Genomic DNA, 14,998 nt, shown 5'->3' with positions numbered 1-14,998 from the left:
GATGAGCAGCCGACGAGTCGTCGTCACCGACTGCCCGGGCGGCCCGCTCCTGGTGCGCGGCGCCGACGAGGTGGTCGGGATGGACGGTACGGCGGCCCCGGCCGAGCGGGCGGTCGTGGCGGTGTGCCGCTGCGGCCGGTCCGACCGGATGCCGTGGTGCGACGACAGCCACCGCGACCGACGGAGGAACAAGAAGTCATGAGGGCCGTGACCTGGCAGGGCAAGGGCCGGATGAGCGTCGAGGACGTCCCGGATCCGCACATCCAGGACGCCGACGACATCGTCATCCGGGTCACGTCGAGCGGGCTGTGCGGCTCGGACCTGCACCTGTATGAGCCGCTCGCGCCGTTCATGGAGGTCGGCGACGTCGTGGGCCACGAGCCGATCGGCGTGGTCGAGGAGGTGGGCCGCGAGGTGTCGTCGCTGCGGCCGGGCGACCGGGTCGTCGTACCGTTCAACGTCAGCTGCGGCCGGTGCTGGATGTGCGCCCGCGGGCTGCACAGCCAGTGCGAGACGACCCAGAACGTCGAGCAGGGCACCGGAGCGAGCCTGTTCGGCTACAGCAAGCTGTACGGGCAGGTGCCCGGGGCGCAGGCGGAGTACCTGCGGGTCCCGTTCGCCGACCGGCTGCCGATCAAGGTTCCCGACGGCCCGCCCGACGACCGCTTCGTGTTCCTCTCCGACGTGCTGCCGACCGCGTGGCAGGCGGTGGAGTACGCCGCGCTGCACCCCGGTGACACCCTGCTCGTGCTCGGCGCCGGGCCGATCGGTGACATGTGCACGCGGATCGCGCTGATGCGCGGCATCCGGGTCCTCGTCCTCGACCCCGTGCCGGAGCGGCTGCAGCGGGTCTCGGCGTACGGCGCGGAGGCGCTGGTCACCGAGAACCACGTCGACGCCATCACCACCGTCCTCGAGCTGACCCGGGGCCGTGGGGCGGACGCGGTGATCGACGCCGTCGGCATGGAGGCGCACGGCTCGCCGATGGCCGAGTCGGTGTCGAAGCTGGTCGGTCTGCTGCCGGACCGGATGGCGCAGCCGCTGATGCGCACCGCCGGCGTGGACCGACTGGCCGCGCTGCACCTGGCGATCGAGGCGGTCCGGCGCGGCGGCACCGTGTCGGTGGTGGGGGTCTACGGCGGACCGATGGACCCGATGCCCCTCATGGAGATGTTCGACAAGCAGGTGCAGCTGCGGATGGGCCAAGCGAACGTACGACGCTGGAGCGACGAGATCCTGAGCCTGCTGCTGGACGGGACCGACCACCTCGGCGTGGAGTCGTTCGCGACCCACCACCTGCCGCTCGAGGAGGCGCCGTCGGCGTACCGCGACTTCCGCGAGAAGAACGACGGCATGGTGAAGGTGCTCTTCCGGCCCTGACCCGCCCCGAACGCGACCGCACCCCATGCGATCCGGTCGTGGAATGCGTGATTCCTGGACCAGTTCGCATGGGGCGCGGTGGGCTCGGCTCAGGCGGCGTGCGGCCTCGGGTCCACGCCGACCGAGCGGCGCAGGTCGGTGAAGATCCGCTGCAGCAGCCTCGAGACCTGCACCTGGGTGACGCCGAGCTCGTCGGCGATCTCCTGCTGGGTGCGCTGCTCGTAGAACCGCATCTGCAGGATCCGGCGGTCACGGGCCTTGAGCTGGCGACAGGCCGGGCCGAGCACGGCCACGGCTTCGCTGTGCTCGAAGCCGGGGTCGACGGTCGGGAGCAGCTCGCCGAGCGGGCTGCCGGTCGCCGCGACCGGCTCGTCGAGCGAGGTGGCGTGGGCCAGGTCGCCGCACGACAGCGCTTCCTCGACCTCGGCGACCGGGCAGTCGAGCTCGGTGGCCAGCTCGAGCGGCGTCGGCGGCCGGCCGAGGTGCTGGGCCAGGTCCTCCTGCGCGGCGACCACCCGAGGGCGGATCTCCTGGAGCCGGCGCGGGGGCCGGACCACCCAGGCGGCGGAGCGGAAGTGCCGCTTGAGCTCGCCCAGGATGCTGGGCACGGCGAAGACCAGCAGGTCGTCGCCGCGCGCCGGGTCGAAGGACTGCACCGCGCGGGTCAGTGCGAGGCACGCGACCTGCTCGAGCTCGTCGGACGACTGGCCCCGGTTGCGGTAGCGAGCGGCGAGCGTGCGTGCCACGGGGATGTTGAGGACGATGACCTCTTGCAAGAGATCGTCCCGCTCCCCTGGCGGACACTCCCGGGCCTTCGCCAGCAGCTCTGCGGTTCGCGCCTTGCGCTCGGCGGAGCTGACCTGGCCGATGGATGAAGCGGTGGAACGGTGGGGGATGGTGGGAATCGATGCGATGGACACTTGGTACTCCCGAACTTCGAGAGCGGTGTGGCGGTGGGCTTGGCCACATGTCTGATGCGTCGCTACCCAACCTAGCGCGTTCCCATACGGGTCACCACCCCGCCGGGCTACCCGGCATAGCCCGAACGGATCATCCACGAGAGGACCTGCCCCGCCGTAACGGTGCGGCCCGTGCGGTGTTGGACAGGTGTGAGGGCGCAGCCGGCGCCCCGTCCCGTCGGAGGTCGCGGTGGAGCAGATCGTGGTGGCGCTCAGCCCCTTCACCCGTCGTAGCCGCTCGTTCGCGGTCAGCCACGTGGACGCCGGTCTGGCGCGTGGCCTCGAGCCCGGCGAGCACCTGGTCGTCCACGACCCCGTGGCCGACGAGCACTTCACCGCGGTCGTCGCCGACATCGCGTTCGAGCTCGCCGACACGTCGTACCGCCTCGAGATCGGCACCCGGATCACCGCCGCCGAGGCGGCCGAGTGCCTCGAGCCGCCGGTCGCGGACGACCGGCTCACCACCCAGGACATCGTCGCGCTGCTCGCCGAGCTGCGGCGCAGCGAGCGCGACGTGACGGCCGCGCTGGCCGGCCTGCGCGCCCGGTGAGGGTCCGCTGATCCCACGTTCGCCCGAGACGGACTAGTCCTTCTGGGCCACGCCGACAGATCCTCCGGTCGGACCTGTCCCGAAGGGATCGCCCTTCGGCGCGTCACGTCGGAGAATCTTTACCGTGCCTGCCGAGAATCCGATCCGCGTCTACATCGTCGACGACCACGAGGTCGTACGCCGTGGTGTGGCGAGCCTGCTCGAGACCGACCCCGAGCTCGAGGTGGTCGGCCAGTCCGGCAGTGCCACGGTCGCGCTGCGCGAGATCCTCCAGCTGCGCCCCGACATCGCCGTCCTCGACGCCAACCTGTCGGACGGCACCGGGGTCGACATCTGCCGTGAGATGCGCTCGGTCGACCCGAACATCAAGGCGCTGATCCTGACGACCTACGACGACCCCGACGCCATCTCCGCGGCGATCCTGGCCGGCGCGTCCGGCTACGTGCTGAAGAAGATCGAGGGCAACTCGCTCCTCAACGGCATCAAGCTCGTCGCCGGCGGCCACTCGCTGATCGACCCGGCCGTCGCCAACCGCGTCGTCGAGCAGATGGAGATGCAGCGCAAGTCGCTCGACGTCATCTGCGAGCTCACCCCGCAGCAGCGCAAGATCTTCTTCCTCATCGCCGAGGGCATGACCAACCGGCAGATCGCGGAGAAGCTGTACCTGGCCGAGAAGACGGTCAAGAACCACGTCACCGGCCTGCTCGCCCGCCTCGGGCTCCAGCACCGCACCCAGGCCGCGCTGCTCGCCGTACGCCTGCGCGGGGCCGAGGGCTCGGCGCCCGCCGCCGCTCCTTCCCTGGGCTCGGTGCCGCCGGCCGCGGACCGCCGCGTCGGCTGAGCCGCCTGCTCGACGTACGAGACCCCCGCCCCATGTGTCACCGGGGCGGGGGTCTTCTGCGCGCGGAGGCCTGGGCTCAGAGCTGGAAGCGACCCACCATGTCCCGCAGCTCGGAGGCGACGCCGGTGAGCTCGGTGGCCGAGGTGAGCGTGTTCTGCGCGCCCTCGCGGGTGTCGGCGGCCGCGGTGGCGACCTGGGTGACGTCCTCGGCGATGCCGTTGGCACCGGCGGCGGCCTCGGTGACCGAGCGGGCGATCTCGTTGGTGGTGGCGGTCTGCTCCTCCACCGCGGAGGCGATCGTCGACTGGATGTCGTTGATCCGGGCGATGACGTCGGCGATCCGGCTGATCGCGGAGACGGCTCCCTGGGTGTCGCTCTGGATGGCCTCGATCTTCTGGCCGATCTCCTCGGTGGCCTTGGCGGTCTCCTTGGCCAGCTCCTTGACCTCGTTGGCGACCACCGCGAAGCCCTTGCCGGCGTCGCCGGCGCGGGCCGCCTCGATGGTCGCGTTGAGGGCGAGCAGGTTGGTCTGCTGGGCGATCGAGGTGATCACCTTGATGACCTGGCCGATCTCGGCGGACGACTCCCCCAGCGAGGCGACGGTGCCCTGGGCCTCGGAGGCGACGGTGACGGCGTCGGTGGCGACGGTCGCGGCCTCGGTGGCGTTCTTGGCGATCTCACGGATGGACGCGGTCATCTCCTCGGCCGCGGTGGCGACGGTCTGGATCGACGCGGACACCTGGACCGACGCGCTCGACGCGGAGGCCGCCCGGTCGGAGGTCATCGAGGCGCCCTCGCCCATGCCCTCGGCGAGCGAGGTCAGCTGGGTCGCGGCCGCACCGAGGGTCTCGGCGGCGCCACTGATGTTGCCCATGCTGGACCGCAGGGTGCTCATCAGCGCACGCAGGCCGTCGGCGACCTGGCCGACGGCGTCGTCGCCCTCGATGTCGAGCTCGCGGGTCAGGTCGCCGGTGGCCGCCGCGGAGACGACGTCGAGGATCTGGGCGACCTTGCCGGCCAGTACGGCGGCCGCCTCGCGCTCCGCGACCTCGCGATCGAGCCGGGCGATGGTCTGCGAGACCAGCCGGCCCACGTTGCGCAGGGCGTCGAGACGCTGGGCGCTCGGATGGAGGGTCTCGGTCGCGAAGAAGTCCATGGTGCCGACGACCTCGCCGTCGACGACGATCGGGAAGCAGACGCCGGACTTCACGCCGACCCGCTGCGCGACGGGCGCCCGCACGCAGTCGGTCATCTCCCCGATGTCCTGGGTGAAGTAGAGGTCGCGCTGCGCCCAGGCCCGGCCGGACAGGCCGACGCCCTCCGCGAACGACGCCTGCAGGGTCACCTGGCGGAACTCCGGGCCGGCGTCGCCGGACTCGCGGTCGAACTTCAGCAGCCGGTCCGCCGGGTCCACCCTCCAGTAGGAGCCGTAGGCCCAGCCGAACTCGTTGCGCACCGTGTCGAGCGCGACCTGGACGGCCGCGTTGACGTCGGCCGCCGAGCCGAGTCCGGAGAGGATCTTGTTGACGGCCGAGGTGTCGGCGGCCGCCTCGGCGCTCTCGCGCTCGACCCGCAGGCGGTCGGTGATCACCTCCCAGGTGGCCATCGCGCCGACGTACTCACCGCTCGCGTCGGTGATCGCGCTGACCAGCAGGTCCAGCGTCTGGTCGCCGACCTGGATGTCGGCACGGCGCGGCAGGTGATCGACGCTCGCCAGCAGGCCGCGCTGGTAGGCGGGGTTCTTGTGGAAGATGTCGAGGCTGGAGCCGACGACCTCGTCGGCCTTGACGGGCAGCACGCCCTCGAGGCTGCGCAGGGTGGTCAGCGAGGCCGGGTTCATGTACTGGATGACGAAGTCGCGGTCCGCGAACATCATGTTCGTCGGGCTGTTCTCCATCATCGAGCTGGCGATCGCCATCTGCTGCTCGACCCGCAGCCGGTCGGTGACGTTCTCGAACGTGACCAGCGCGCCGACGTACGCGCCGCCGGCGTCGTGGATCGCGGTGAAGGACGCGTCGTGCGTGGAGAACTCGCTGGTGACCCGGTCGGTCAGCGGCAGGTGCTCGGCGGTCGCGGTGAGCCGGGTGCCGAGCTCGGGGTGCACGTAGATCACCTCGAAGGAGACGCCGACCAGGGTGTCGGGGTCGACCTCGGGGATGTCCGGGCCACCGGCGGCCAGCTCGGCGCGGGCCTGGCGGTTGACGTAGCGGACCTTGTAGTCGGGGTCCACGACGAACGCGCCGGTCTCGAGCGCGTCGTACAGCGCGAAGTCGACGGGGGTCGCGGCGGGGCGGGTGCCGTTCACCGGCGGGTCCAGGGTCTCGGTCATGGGGTTCCTCCGGTGGTGTCGGGCGTGGCGGCGACGTCGACCGCACGGTCGGCGTCGAGGACGAGCAGGATCGATTCGGGCAGGGGACGGACGCCGCGGACGACGTCCTGGACGGTGCGCGGCATGGTCGACGGCACAGGGTGCGGGTCGACGCCGGCGGTGTCGATCACGTCGCCGATGTCGTCGACGAGGAGGCTGACCACCTCGCCGCGGCTGCGGACGATGACGTTCATGGGCAGCTCGTCGCCCTCCCGGTCGGGCAGCCCGAGCCGCACCCGCAGGTCGACGGCAGTGACGATCTGGCCGCGCAGGTTGATCAGGCCGGTGACGGCGCGATCGGCCCGCGGGACCGGCGTCATCGGCTGGCGCCGGAGCACCTCCTGCACCTCGTCGACGGCGACGCCGAAGAACAGGCCGGCGACCCAGAAGGTGCAGTACTGCTCGGCGGTGCGCAGGGTGGTGGTCGTGGTCATGCCGGTACCCCCGTTCGGGCGACGACGGCCTCGAGGTCGACCAGGTCGGTGACCCGGTCCTGCACGACGGCGCTGCCCGTGACGCCGGTACGACGACCGACCTCGCTCGCGCTGACCGCCACCTCGACGACGTCGAGGACCTTGTCGATGACGATGCCGACGGCGCCCGCGGCGTCCCCGGTCTCGTGGACGACCACACTGATCTGGTCGCCCTGGTCGCTGGTGTCGGGCAGCCCGATCGCGGAGGCCAGCCGCACGAGCGGCAGGATCCCGTCGCGGTACTGGACCACCTCGGCCGCACCGCTGCGCTCCACCCGGTCGCGGCCGAACTCCTCGAGCCGGGCGACCGCGGCCAGCGGCAGCGCGGCGCGACGGCCGTCGGCGACCTCGAGCACCAGCAGCGCGGTCCGGTCGTCGGCGCCGAGCGCGCGGCCGTCCGTCGCGTCGTGCTGGGTGGCGCCGACGCCCACGGTGCCGGCGATCCCGGCGACGTCGAGGATGAGGGCCACCCGGCCGTCGCCCATGATCGTCGCGCCGGCGTACATGGTCAGCGCCTTGAGCTGGCGCCCGATCGGCTTGACCACGATCTCCTGGGTGTCGTGCACCTCGGAGACGCACAGGCCGAAGCGGACCTCGTCGGACTGGAGGACGACCACCGTGAGCGCGTCGTCCCCGGGTGCCGTGCCGCCGAGGGTCTCGGCGAGGGACACCAGGGGCAGCAGCTTGCCGCGCAGCCGCAGCACGGGAGCGCCGGCGAGGTCCTCGACCTGGCGGCGCAGGTCGTCGCCCTCGATGCGCACGAGCTCGACCAGGTTGGCCTGCGGGATGGCGTACCGCTCGCCGCCCTCCCCCACCACGAGCGCCGGGATGATGGCCAGGGTGAGCGGGATCCGGACCCGGGTCGTCGTACCGCGCCCGGGCTCGGAGGAGACGTCGACACTGCCGCCGATCCGCTCGATGTTGGTGCGCACGACGTCCATGCCGACACCGCGGCCGGAGATGTTGGAGACCGCGGCGGCGGTGGAGAAGCCCGGCCGGAAGATCAGGCCGAGCACGTCGCGGGCATCCATCCGGGCCAGCTGGTCGCGGGTCACGACGCCGCGCTCGACGGCGACCGCGCCGATGGTCGCGGGGTCGATGCCCTTGCCGTCGTCGGCGATCTCGACGACGACCTGGCCGGACTCGTGGTAGGCCCGCAGCGTCAGCGTGCCCTTCGCGTCCTTGCCGGCGGCACGTCGTACGTCGGGCGGCTCGATGCCGTGGTCGAGAGAGTTGCGGACCAGGTGGGTCAGCGGGTCCTTGACCGCCTCGAGGAGGCTGCGGTCCAGCTCGGTCTCGTGCCCCTCCATGACGAGCTCGACCTCGCGGCCGAGCTGGTGGGACAGGTCGCGCACGACCCGCGGCATCTTCGACCAGACCTGGCCGATCGGCTGCATGCGGGTCTTCATGATCGACTCCTGCAGCTCGCTGGCCACCAGGTCCAGCCGCTGGCTGGCGCGGACCAGCTCGGCGTCGGCGGAGCCGAGGCTGCGCTGCAGCAGCTGGTTGCGGGTGAGCACCAGCTCGCCCACCAGGTCGACCAGGTCGTCGAGGAGGTCGACGTCGACGCGGACCGTCGCGTCCACCGCCACCCGGCGCTCCACGCCGTCCCAGGGCTCTTCGGCGACCGGCTCGACCACCGGCTCGACGACCGGCTCGACGGCGACCGGCTCGACGACGACCGCCTCGACAGCCGGCCCGGTGACCGGCTCGACGACCGGGTCGACAGCCGGCTCGGTGTCCGGCTCGGCCGCCAGCAGTCCCTCGATGACCGCCACGACGGGGTCGACGTCGACCGCCGGGTCGGTGTCGCGCCCCGTGCGCTCGATCCCCTCGAGCAGCGCGCGGACGGTGTCGACCATCGAGAGCAGTCCCTCGGCGATCGGAGGCGTCATCACGACCTCCCCGTCGCGCAGCCGCGACAGCAGGGTCTCCCCGACGTGGGTCAGCTGCTCCAGCCGGTTGAAGGCGAGGAAGCCGCTGGTCCCCTTGATGGTGTGGATCGTGCGGAAGATGCTCGACAGCCGCTCCCGCGAGTCGGGCTGCTGCTCGAGCTCGACCAGGTCCCGGTCGAGCTGGTCCAGGTTCTCGTGGGACTCCACGAGGAACTCGGCGATGATCTCGGCGTCGTCGTCCATCCGCGCCTCCCTTCAGGCTCGTCCACCCATCGGCCCTCGGCAGGGCCGGGTGAGGCGAGTCAAGAGAGTTGGGACCTAGTCCCGGAGCGCGGGGGGAGGGACTCCGCGATCAGCTGCGCGAGCGGAGGGCCTGGCTGAGGGAGGCGACGGCGTCCTCTGGCGGCGAGGCGGCGTCGGCGTTGGCGTCGGCGAGCTCGGCGAGGAGCTCGGCGCGGTGGACGGCGACCGAGCGGGGCGCGTCGATGCCGATGCGTACGACGTCGCCGCGGACCTCGAGGACGGTGACCGTGACGGCCTCGGGCGAGCCGCCGCCGATGACGACGCTTTCGCCGATGCGACGCGAGAGAACCAGCACGTGGTGAGGCTATCGCGTCCGGCGGCGCGTCATGCGACCAACGGTGCGGCGAGGGGCAGGTCGGCGTCGTCGAGGATCACCTGGCTGGCGCGGCGGGTGGCCGGGTTGACCACGAGCGGGGCGCGCAGGTTGACCGTGGTGTCGGCGAGGGTCGCGCCGGCGCGGACGACGAGCAGCACGAGCACGTCGGCGGCCGACGACTCGTCGATGCCGAGCTCGGTCGCGGTGTCGTCGTCGAGGTCGAGCGCGTAGTCCGGGTAGAACGGCGCCGGCGGGACGACCACGAACTGCAGGTCCTGGCTGTCGAGGGAGCGGAAGCCGTGGAGCACGCCGTCGTCGTCGAGGCGGACCAGGGCGAACCGGGCGTCGTCGGGGAACCCGGGCATCGGGTGGGCGAGCTCGATGACGGGAAGGTCCATGCGCTCGATCATCGCAGGAAGTCCAGCAGGCTGGGCTGCATGACGCGCGAGGTCGCGGCGAGGGCCGCCTGGTAGGCGACCTCCTGCATCTTCAGGTGCACGGTCGTGTCGGCGAGGTCGGCGTTCTCGATCGAGCTGAGGTTGTTCGCCAGCGACATCTTGGCGTCGTCGGCGGCCTGCGCCGACTGCTCGATGCGCTGGTACCGGGTGCCGGCCGCGGCGCGGACGCCGGTGACGGTGTTCTCCCGCGTGCGGAGCACGTCGATCGAGGCGGTGATGCCCGCCGTGTCGCCCGAGCGCAGCGCGGTGGCGAGGGCGTCGAGCTCGGCGAAGACCGAAGCGGCGCCGTCGCCGAAGACGGTGCGGCCGTCGACGTCGACCTGGACGACCACGTCGTCGGCGACGCGTCGGTTGACCGCGCCGGCGACGCCGACCCAGCTGCCCGTGCTGTCGTAGGCCTGGCCGCCGGCGGTGACGCCGCCGAAGACCGGCCGCTCGAGGTACGACGCGTTGGCCTGGCCGAGCAGCTGCTCGCGGACCCCGTCGATCTCGATCGCCAATGCGTCGCGGGCCTGCTGCCCCATCGCACCGGTGTTGGCGCCCTGCAGCGCGAGGTCCCGCGCCCGGCGTACCGAGGTCGTGACCGCGTCGAGCGTGCTGTCGACCTGGGTCAGCCAGCCGAGGCCGTCCTGGGCGTTGCGGGCGTACTGGCCCTGGTCGGAGACCGAGGTCCGGATCCGCATCGCGGCGGTGGTGCCGGTCGGGTTGTCGGAGGGCCGGTTGATGACCCGCCCGGTCGAGAGCTGCTCCTGCAGCGACGCCATGTGGCCGAGGTTGCGCTGCAGGTTCGCCAGCGAGCCCTCGGTGAGCATCCGCTGGGTCACGCGTCCGATCGTCATGTGGCTGTCCCCTAGCGGCCGACCAGGCCCGTGCGGTTGATGAGCGTGTCGAGGACCTCGTCGATCGTGGTCATCAGCCGCGCCGCGGCCTCGTAGGCCCGCTGCGCGGAGACCATGTTGACCGTCTCCTCGTCGAGGTTGACGCCCGCCTGCTGCTCGCGAGCGTCGTCGAGGGCGCCGGACAGCGACGTCTGGTTGGCCGTACGGCGATCCAGCGCCGCCACGTCCGTCCCGAGGCCGTTGACGAGGCGCTGGTAGGCGTCCGGATAGGTGCCGACCCGGCTGAGCAGGTCGGCGTTGGCGCCGTCCAGCGCCCCGCCGCCGACGCTGGACGCGGCGAGCTTCGAGGGGTCGGTGATCGCGACCTGCAGGCTGGCGGCGCCGACCAGCGGGTCGTAGCTGAACAGCGGCGCACCCGCGGCGCCGCTGGCGTCGAAGCCCGCTGCCTGCTGGGCGTTGACGGAAGCGGCGAGGTCGGCGGCGACGGCGTCCAGACCGGCGCGGTACGCCGGCAGCGTGGTCGTGAGCACCTCGGTGACCGCGCCCAGCTCACCGCCGGGACCGGCCGAGCCGGACGGGAGCACGGTGCTCCCCCAGGTCGCGTCGATCCGGTAGCTGATCGGCGAGCCGTCGGCGTCGCCGGTCGGGGTGATGCCGGAGGCGAGCACGAAGGTGCCGGCCTCCTTGCCCTGGACCAGCGCGGTGCCCGCGACGGTGACAGTGAACTGGCCGTCGGGCTGGACGGTCGTGACGCCGCCGGTGAGCTCGGCGAGGCGGGTCGCCAGCACGTCGCGACGGTCGCGCAGCACGCCCGCGTCGGTGCCGTTCTGCTCGGTGACGAGGATGTCGTGGTTGAGCGCCGCCAGGCCCGAGGCGGCGCTGTTGACCTCGCTGACCAGGTTGGTGGCGTGCACCCGTTGGTCGGCCTCCTCGCCCGCGACGTTGGCGACCTGGCCGCGCAGGGCCTGGGCGAGGGTCTCGGCGCGGCCGAGCACCTGCTGCCGAGCGGCGGTGCCGCCGGGGTTCAGCGAGAGGTCCTGCCAGGCGTTGCGGAGGTCGAGCATCGCGGCGTGCACGCCGTTGGGGCCGGGCTCGCCGACGCCGTCCTCGACCCGGGCCAGGATCGTGCGGCTGGTGGAGAGGTAGGAGAGCAGGCCGTGCTCGCGGCGTACCCGGGAGTCCAGGAGCGGGTCGGTCATCCGGCGTACCTCACCGACGGCGACGCCCTCGCCGTGGCCGTCGTAGCGCGACCAGAGCGCGGCCTGTGCACTGCTGACCGATGCACCCACCACGCGGCGGCGGACGTAGCCGTCGGTGCCGGCGTTGGCGATGTTGTTGCCGGCCACGTCGAGGGCGACCTGGTTGTAGCGCAGTCCGGAGAGAGCGGTGTTGATCGACCCGAACGACCCGGCCATCACAGGCTCCGGTCGAGCAGGTGGTGGCGGGGGGCGTCGGCGACGACGGTGCCGGCGTGGGTGTAGCTCGCGGTCGTCGTACCCCCGATGGCGAGCAGGGTCTCGCGCGCGGACCGGTAGCCGGCGGTGAGCAGGCCCTTGGCCTCCTCGGAGGTCTCGGCGATGTCGCGCGCGGTCGCGACGAGGGCGTCGCGGTGGTCGCGAAGGATCCCCGCCCACGGGTCGGGCGCGGCCTCGGCGAGCGCGGCCAGCGACGGGTTGGGCGTGAGCCCGAGGACGGCGGCGGCCTCGTCGGCGGCGGCGGCGCGCAGCACCTCGGTGGCGCGAAGGTCGTCGAGCAGGTCCTCGATGTCCCGGGTGGCGTTGACCAGCCACCGGGTCCGGCCGCTGGCGAGCACCAGGCGTTCGACCTCGAGCCGGTAGGACAGTGCCTCGAGCATCTCGCGCTCCCGCCACAGGACCTGTGACAGCTTGTCCATGTCTGCGGTGTCGATCACGACACTCCTCCTTCGTCCGCCCCGAGCCGGGGACATTCGTGCCGTCCCATCGCCCGTCCGGTGCCGGACCTGAGCGTTTTCGCCGAACGGGCGACGTACGGATGTCCGTGGTGACCACCCGGACCCGGGACCTGGGTCCCCATTCGTCCGACCGACCGGACACTTGGAGTGCATTGCCCTGCGCGTCGCCGCCGCGAGGCCGGAACCTCATGCATGTGAACGCGAACGACGCCACCGCCGCCACCTCGGGTACCGACGAGCTGATCACCAGCCACATGCCCCTGGTGGGACACATCGTGCGGGAGACCATGGGACGGGTGCCGTCCCACGTCAACCGCGACGACCTGACCTCGGCCGGCCTGACCGCACTGGTCCTGGCGGCCCGCGCGTTCGACGCGACCCGGGGGGTCCCCTTCGACCGGTACGCCGCCACCCGGATCCGCGGCGCCCTGCTCGACGAGCTGCGCTCGGTCGACTGGGCCTCCCGTTCGGTGCGACGCCGCGCCCGCGACCTCGCCGAGACCCGCAACCAGCTCGCCGTCGTCCTCGGCCGGACCCCCACGCTGGCCGAGGTCGCCCGGGCGACCGGTCTCAGCGAGGACGAGGTCGTCGCCAACGACGACGACGTCTCCCGCGCGCAGGTGCTGTCCCTGCAGGGCTCGAGCACCACCCCGATCGAGGAGCTGGTCCCCACCCGCGCTCCCTCCCCCGAGGACCTGCTGGAGCACGGCGAGCGGCTCACCTACCTGCGCGAGGCGATCGCCGAGCTGCCCGACCGGCTGCGGGTCGTGGTCGAGGACTACTTCTTCTCCGAGCGACCGATGGCCGACATCGCCGAGGACCTGGGCGTCACCGACTCCCGGATCTCCCAGATGCGCGCCGAGGCGCTCTCGCTGCTGCGCGACGCGCTCAACCACGAGCTCGAGCCCGCCCTGGTCCGTCCCACGGGCAAGGCCGGCGGGGTCGCCCAGCGCCGCCGCGAGTCGTACTTCGCCGCCGTCGCCGCCCGCCACGCGGCCGGCATGCGCCGCGGCCTCAGCCCGCTCGACGCGGTCGGCTGACCGGCATGGGCTCCCGGCACGACCGCGTCTACGTCTACTACCCGCGCGGCCTGCGCACCGGCGGTCCCGAGGCGCTGCACCAGCTGGTCGACAGCCTGCGCCGCCAGGGCGAGGACGCGTTCCTGGTCGCCGTCCCCGGCTCGGAGGACGCCGAGCGGGTGGCCGAGTACGCCCACTACGACGCCCCCGAGGCCGAGGTCCGCGACGTCGCCGGGGCCGCGGTGGTCCTGCCCGAGGTCTGGTTCACCTCGCTGTCGGTGTTCGAGCACGCGACGCCGTACTGCTGGTGGTTGAGCATCGACAACGCCCCCGTCTTCTCCACCGACTGGCAGTACCGCGACCCGTGGCGCCCGGTCACCCGGCACACACCGCCGACCGAAGGTCCCGGGCTCGACATCGCGCTCGGCCGCCGCGTGCACAACCTCACGCAGTCCCACTACGCCTGGGCCTACCTGTTCACCCGCCTCGGCGCCTGCGGGTCGATGCTCTCCGACCACACCGACCCGGCGCCGTACGACGCCCTCGACCTCGTCGCACCCGGGGACCGCGGCCCGACGGTCGCCTACAACCCGGCGAAGGCGGACCTGGTCACCGAGGTGCTCGCGGGCCTGCTGCCCGAGGTCACCTTCGTGCCGTTGGCCGGCCTGACCCGGCCCGAGCTCGCCGCGACCCTGGCGAGCTCGGCGGTGTACCTCGACCTCGGCTTCCACCCCGGCAAGGACCGCCTCCCCCGCGAGGCCGCGCTCGCCGGCGCGACCGTCGTGGTGGCCCGCCGCGGCGCCGGCGCCTACCACGCGGACACCCCGCTGCCCGCCGAGCACCGGCTGCTGCCGACCGAGGACATGGTCGAGCGGGCCGCGGACACGGTGCGCGCGATCCTGGCCGACCCGGAGACGCACCACGCGCAGCAGAAGGACTACCGCGAGCAGGTCCGGGGCGAGCGGGTCCGCTTCGACGAACAGGTCCGCCGGATCTTCGTCGAGGGTCGCCTCGGCGAGGACGGCAGCGGGTCCTAGCCGCCCCTACTCCCCGACGGCGCCGTCGATCGACTGGCGCAGGAGATCGGCGTGACCGTTGTGCCGGGCGTACTCCTCGACCATGTGGCCGAGCAGCCAGCGCATCGTGACCGCCTCCGCCGGGTCGGCGGCCGGCGTGGCCAGGCCCAGCTCGCCGGCGAGCGTCTCGTCGATCACCCGGTCCGAGACGGCGACCGCGTCGTCGTACCACTCCCAGAGCTGGTCGGCGCCGAAGTCGCGGGCGTGCGCCCATGCCCAGTCAGGGTCGTCGACGTCGGCGACCCCCAGCCAGGCCGGCATCGCCACCCCGCCGGCGAAGGACAGGTTGAACCAGCCCGACTCGACCATCGTCAGGTGCAGGACCAGACCGGCGAGCGTCATCGTCGTCGGCGCCAGCGGCCGGCGGAGCTGCTCGTCGGTGAGGCCGGCGCACTTCCACCGCAGCGTGTCGCGGTGGAAGTCGAGGAAGCCCCGCAGGGTCTCGGCCTCGGTCCCGTCGAGGGGTGGCTGGCGCCGGTCGTCCCGAGTCGTCATGCCCGGCAACCTAGGGCCGCTGAACTTTTTCCGGAAGACCTCTCAGCTCGTCTCCGGCGGCGCCGAACGAGCACCCGACGGGAGACCACGGAC

16 protein-coding genes are annotated in these 14,998 nt (G+C 72.5%); 6 read left to right on the top strand and 10 right to left on the bottom strand.

Features of this window, described 5'->3' with window-relative positions:
- Position 1 precedes the first annotated feature (1 nt).
- Entirely contained in the window at positions 2–202 is a 201-nt protein-coding gene (locus tag FBY23_RS06765) for a CDGSH iron-sulfur domain-containing protein (protein WP_141797445.1), read from the top strand.
- Entirely contained in the window at positions 199–1,380 is a 1,182-nt protein-coding gene (locus tag FBY23_RS06760) for an alcohol dehydrogenase catalytic domain-containing protein (RefSeq protein WP_141797444.1), read from the top strand. The genes FBY23_RS06765 and FBY23_RS06760 overlap by 4 nt, the downstream gene beginning before the upstream one ends.
- Before the next feature lie 89 nt (positions 1,381–1,469).
- Here FBY23_RS06760 and FBY23_RS25900 read toward each other — a convergent pair whose 3' ends face one another.
- Positions 1,470–2,300, bottom strand: a complete 831-nt coding sequence (locus tag FBY23_RS25900; RefSeq protein WP_260805796.1) for a sigma-70 family RNA polymerase sigma factor — start codon at positions 2,298–2,300, stop codon at positions 1,470–1,472.
- A gap of 229 nt (positions 2,301–2,529) precedes the next feature.
- Between FBY23_RS25900 and FBY23_RS25895 the strand changes: the two genes are divergently transcribed.
- Both FBY23_RS25895 and FBY23_RS06750 read left to right on the top strand, forming a co-directional pair.
- On the top strand, positions 2,530–2,889 hold the full coding sequence (locus FBY23_RS25895) for a hypothetical protein (RefSeq protein ID WP_160158179.1): 360 nt from the start codon (positions 2,530–2,532) through the stop codon (positions 2,887–2,889).
- A gap of 124 nt (positions 2,890–3,013) precedes the next feature.
- Complete coding sequence (locus FBY23_RS06750; protein WP_174245186.1) at positions 3,014–3,730, top strand: response regulator transcription factor; 717 nt, start codon at positions 3,014–3,016, stop codon at positions 3,728–3,730.
- A gap of 76 nt (positions 3,731–3,806) precedes the next feature.
- Here the strand turns inward: FBY23_RS06750 and FBY23_RS06745 are convergent, their stop codons facing one another.
- The 8 genes from FBY23_RS06745 to FBY23_RS06710 form a co-directional block, all read right to left on the bottom strand.
- Positions 3,807–6,059: a methyl-accepting chemotaxis protein gene (locus FBY23_RS06745; RefSeq protein ID WP_222117761.1), complete on the bottom strand. Its 2,253-nt coding sequence runs from the start codon at positions 6,057–6,059 to the stop codon at positions 3,807–3,809.
- Complete coding sequence (locus tag FBY23_RS06740) at positions 6,056–6,532, bottom strand: chemotaxis protein CheW (RefSeq protein ID WP_141797442.1); 477 nt, start codon at positions 6,530–6,532, stop codon at positions 6,056–6,058. Before FBY23_RS06740 ends, FBY23_RS06745 begins: the two co-directional genes overlap by 4 nt.
- The gene (locus FBY23_RS06735; protein ID WP_141797441.1) at positions 6,529–8,709 is read right to left on the bottom strand and encodes a chemotaxis protein CheA; all 2,181 of its coding nucleotides are present in this window, start codon (positions 8,707–8,709) and stop codon (positions 6,529–6,531) included. Before FBY23_RS06735 ends, FBY23_RS06740 begins: the two co-directional genes overlap by 4 nt.
- Before the next feature lie 109 nt (positions 8,710–8,818).
- Positions 8,819–9,064 (bottom strand): carbon storage regulator, encoded by a 246-nt coding sequence (locus tag FBY23_RS26900; protein WP_141797440.1) that lies wholly within the window; start codon positions 9,062–9,064, stop codon positions 8,819–8,821.
- 29 nt (positions 9,065–9,093) lie between these two features.
- On the bottom strand, positions 9,094–9,483 hold the full coding sequence (gene fliW / locus FBY23_RS06725) for a flagellar assembly protein FliW (protein ID WP_260805795.1): 390 nt from the start codon (positions 9,481–9,483) through the stop codon (positions 9,094–9,096).
- Between the two features lie 8 nt (positions 9,484–9,491).
- A complete protein-coding gene (locus FBY23_RS06720) occupies positions 9,492–10,382 on the bottom strand; it encodes a flagellin (protein ID WP_222117760.1) in 891 nt (296 codons plus the stop codon).
- A gap of 11 nt (positions 10,383–10,393) precedes the next feature.
- Positions 10,394–11,797, bottom strand: coding sequence for a flagellar hook-associated protein FlgK (flgK, locus tag FBY23_RS06715; protein ID WP_141797438.1), 1,404 nt, complete (start codon positions 11,795–11,797; stop codon positions 10,394–10,396).
- Positions 11,797–12,294, bottom strand: a complete 498-nt coding sequence (locus FBY23_RS06710) for a flagellar protein FlgN (RefSeq protein WP_260805794.1) — start codon at positions 12,292–12,294, stop codon at positions 11,797–11,799. Before FBY23_RS06710 ends, flgK begins: the two co-directional genes overlap by 1 nt.
- 215 nt (positions 12,295–12,509) lie before the next feature.
- Between FBY23_RS06710 and FBY23_RS06705 the strand changes: the two genes are divergently transcribed.
- Positions 12,510–13,355 carry a sigma-70 family RNA polymerase sigma factor gene (locus FBY23_RS06705; protein WP_260805793.1) on the top strand — a complete coding sequence of 282 codons (846 nt, stop codon included), beginning with the start codon at positions 12,510–12,512 and terminating at the stop codon, positions 13,353–13,355.
- Between the two features lie 5 nt (positions 13,356–13,360).
- Positions 13,361–14,371 (top strand): hypothetical protein, encoded by a 1,011-nt coding sequence (locus FBY23_RS06700; RefSeq protein ID WP_141797436.1) that lies wholly within the window; start codon positions 13,361–13,363, stop codon positions 14,369–14,371.
- A gap of 6 nt (positions 14,372–14,377) precedes the next feature.
- Here FBY23_RS06700 and FBY23_RS06695 read toward each other — a convergent pair whose 3' ends face one another.
- Positions 14,378–14,905 (bottom strand): DinB family protein, encoded by a 528-nt coding sequence (locus FBY23_RS06695; RefSeq protein WP_141797435.1) that lies wholly within the window; start codon positions 14,903–14,905, stop codon positions 14,378–14,380.
- Between the last annotated feature and the right edge of the window lie 93 nt (positions 14,906–14,998).

Source organism: Nocardioides sp. SLBN-35 (assembly GCF_006715725.1).
GTDB lineage: Bacteria > Actinomycetota > Actinomycetes > Propionibacteriales > Nocardioidaceae > Nocardioides.
Note: the sequence above shows the minus strand (reverse complement) of the source record. Positions and strands in the feature narration are given on the sequence as shown.

Bases quoted from the DNA above. Each gene is read 5' to 3' on its own strand.
- FBY23_RS06765 (WP_141797445.1), top strand. From the start codon at position 2: ATGAGCAGCCGACGAGTCGTCGTCACCGACTGCCCGGGCGGCCCGCTC.
- FBY23_RS06760 (WP_141797444.1), top strand. From the start codon at position 199: ATGAGGGCCGTGACCTGGCAGGGCAAGGGCCGGATGAGCGTCGAGGAC.
- FBY23_RS06745 (WP_222117761.1), bottom strand. From the start codon at position 6,059: ATGACCGAGACCCTGGACCCGCCGGTGAACGGCACCCGCCCCGCCGCG.
- FBY23_RS06740 (WP_141797442.1), bottom strand. From the start codon at position 6,532: ATGACCACGACCACCACCCTGCGCACCGCCGAGCAGTACTGCACCTTC.
- FBY23_RS06735 (WP_141797441.1), bottom strand. From the start codon at position 8,709: ATGGACGACGACGCCGAGATCATCGCCGAGTTCCTCGTGGAGTCCCAC.
- fliW (WP_260805795.1), bottom strand. From the start codon at position 9,483: ATGGACCTTCCCGTCATCGAGCTCGCCCACCCGATGCCCGGGTTCCCC.
- FBY23_RS06720 (WP_222117760.1), bottom strand. From the start codon at position 10,382: ATGACGATCGGACGCGTGACCCAGCGGATGCTCACCGAGGGCTCGCTG.
- flgK (WP_141797438.1), bottom strand. From the start codon at position 11,797: ATGGCCGGGTCGTTCGGGTCGATCAACACCGCTCTCTCCGGACTGCGC.
- FBY23_RS06700 (WP_141797436.1), top strand. From the start codon at position 13,361: ATGGGCTCCCGGCACGACCGCGTCTACGTCTACTACCCGCGCGGCCTG.
- FBY23_RS06695 (WP_141797435.1), bottom strand. From the start codon at position 14,905: ATGACGACTCGGGACGACCGGCGCCAGCCACCCCTCGACGGGACCGAG.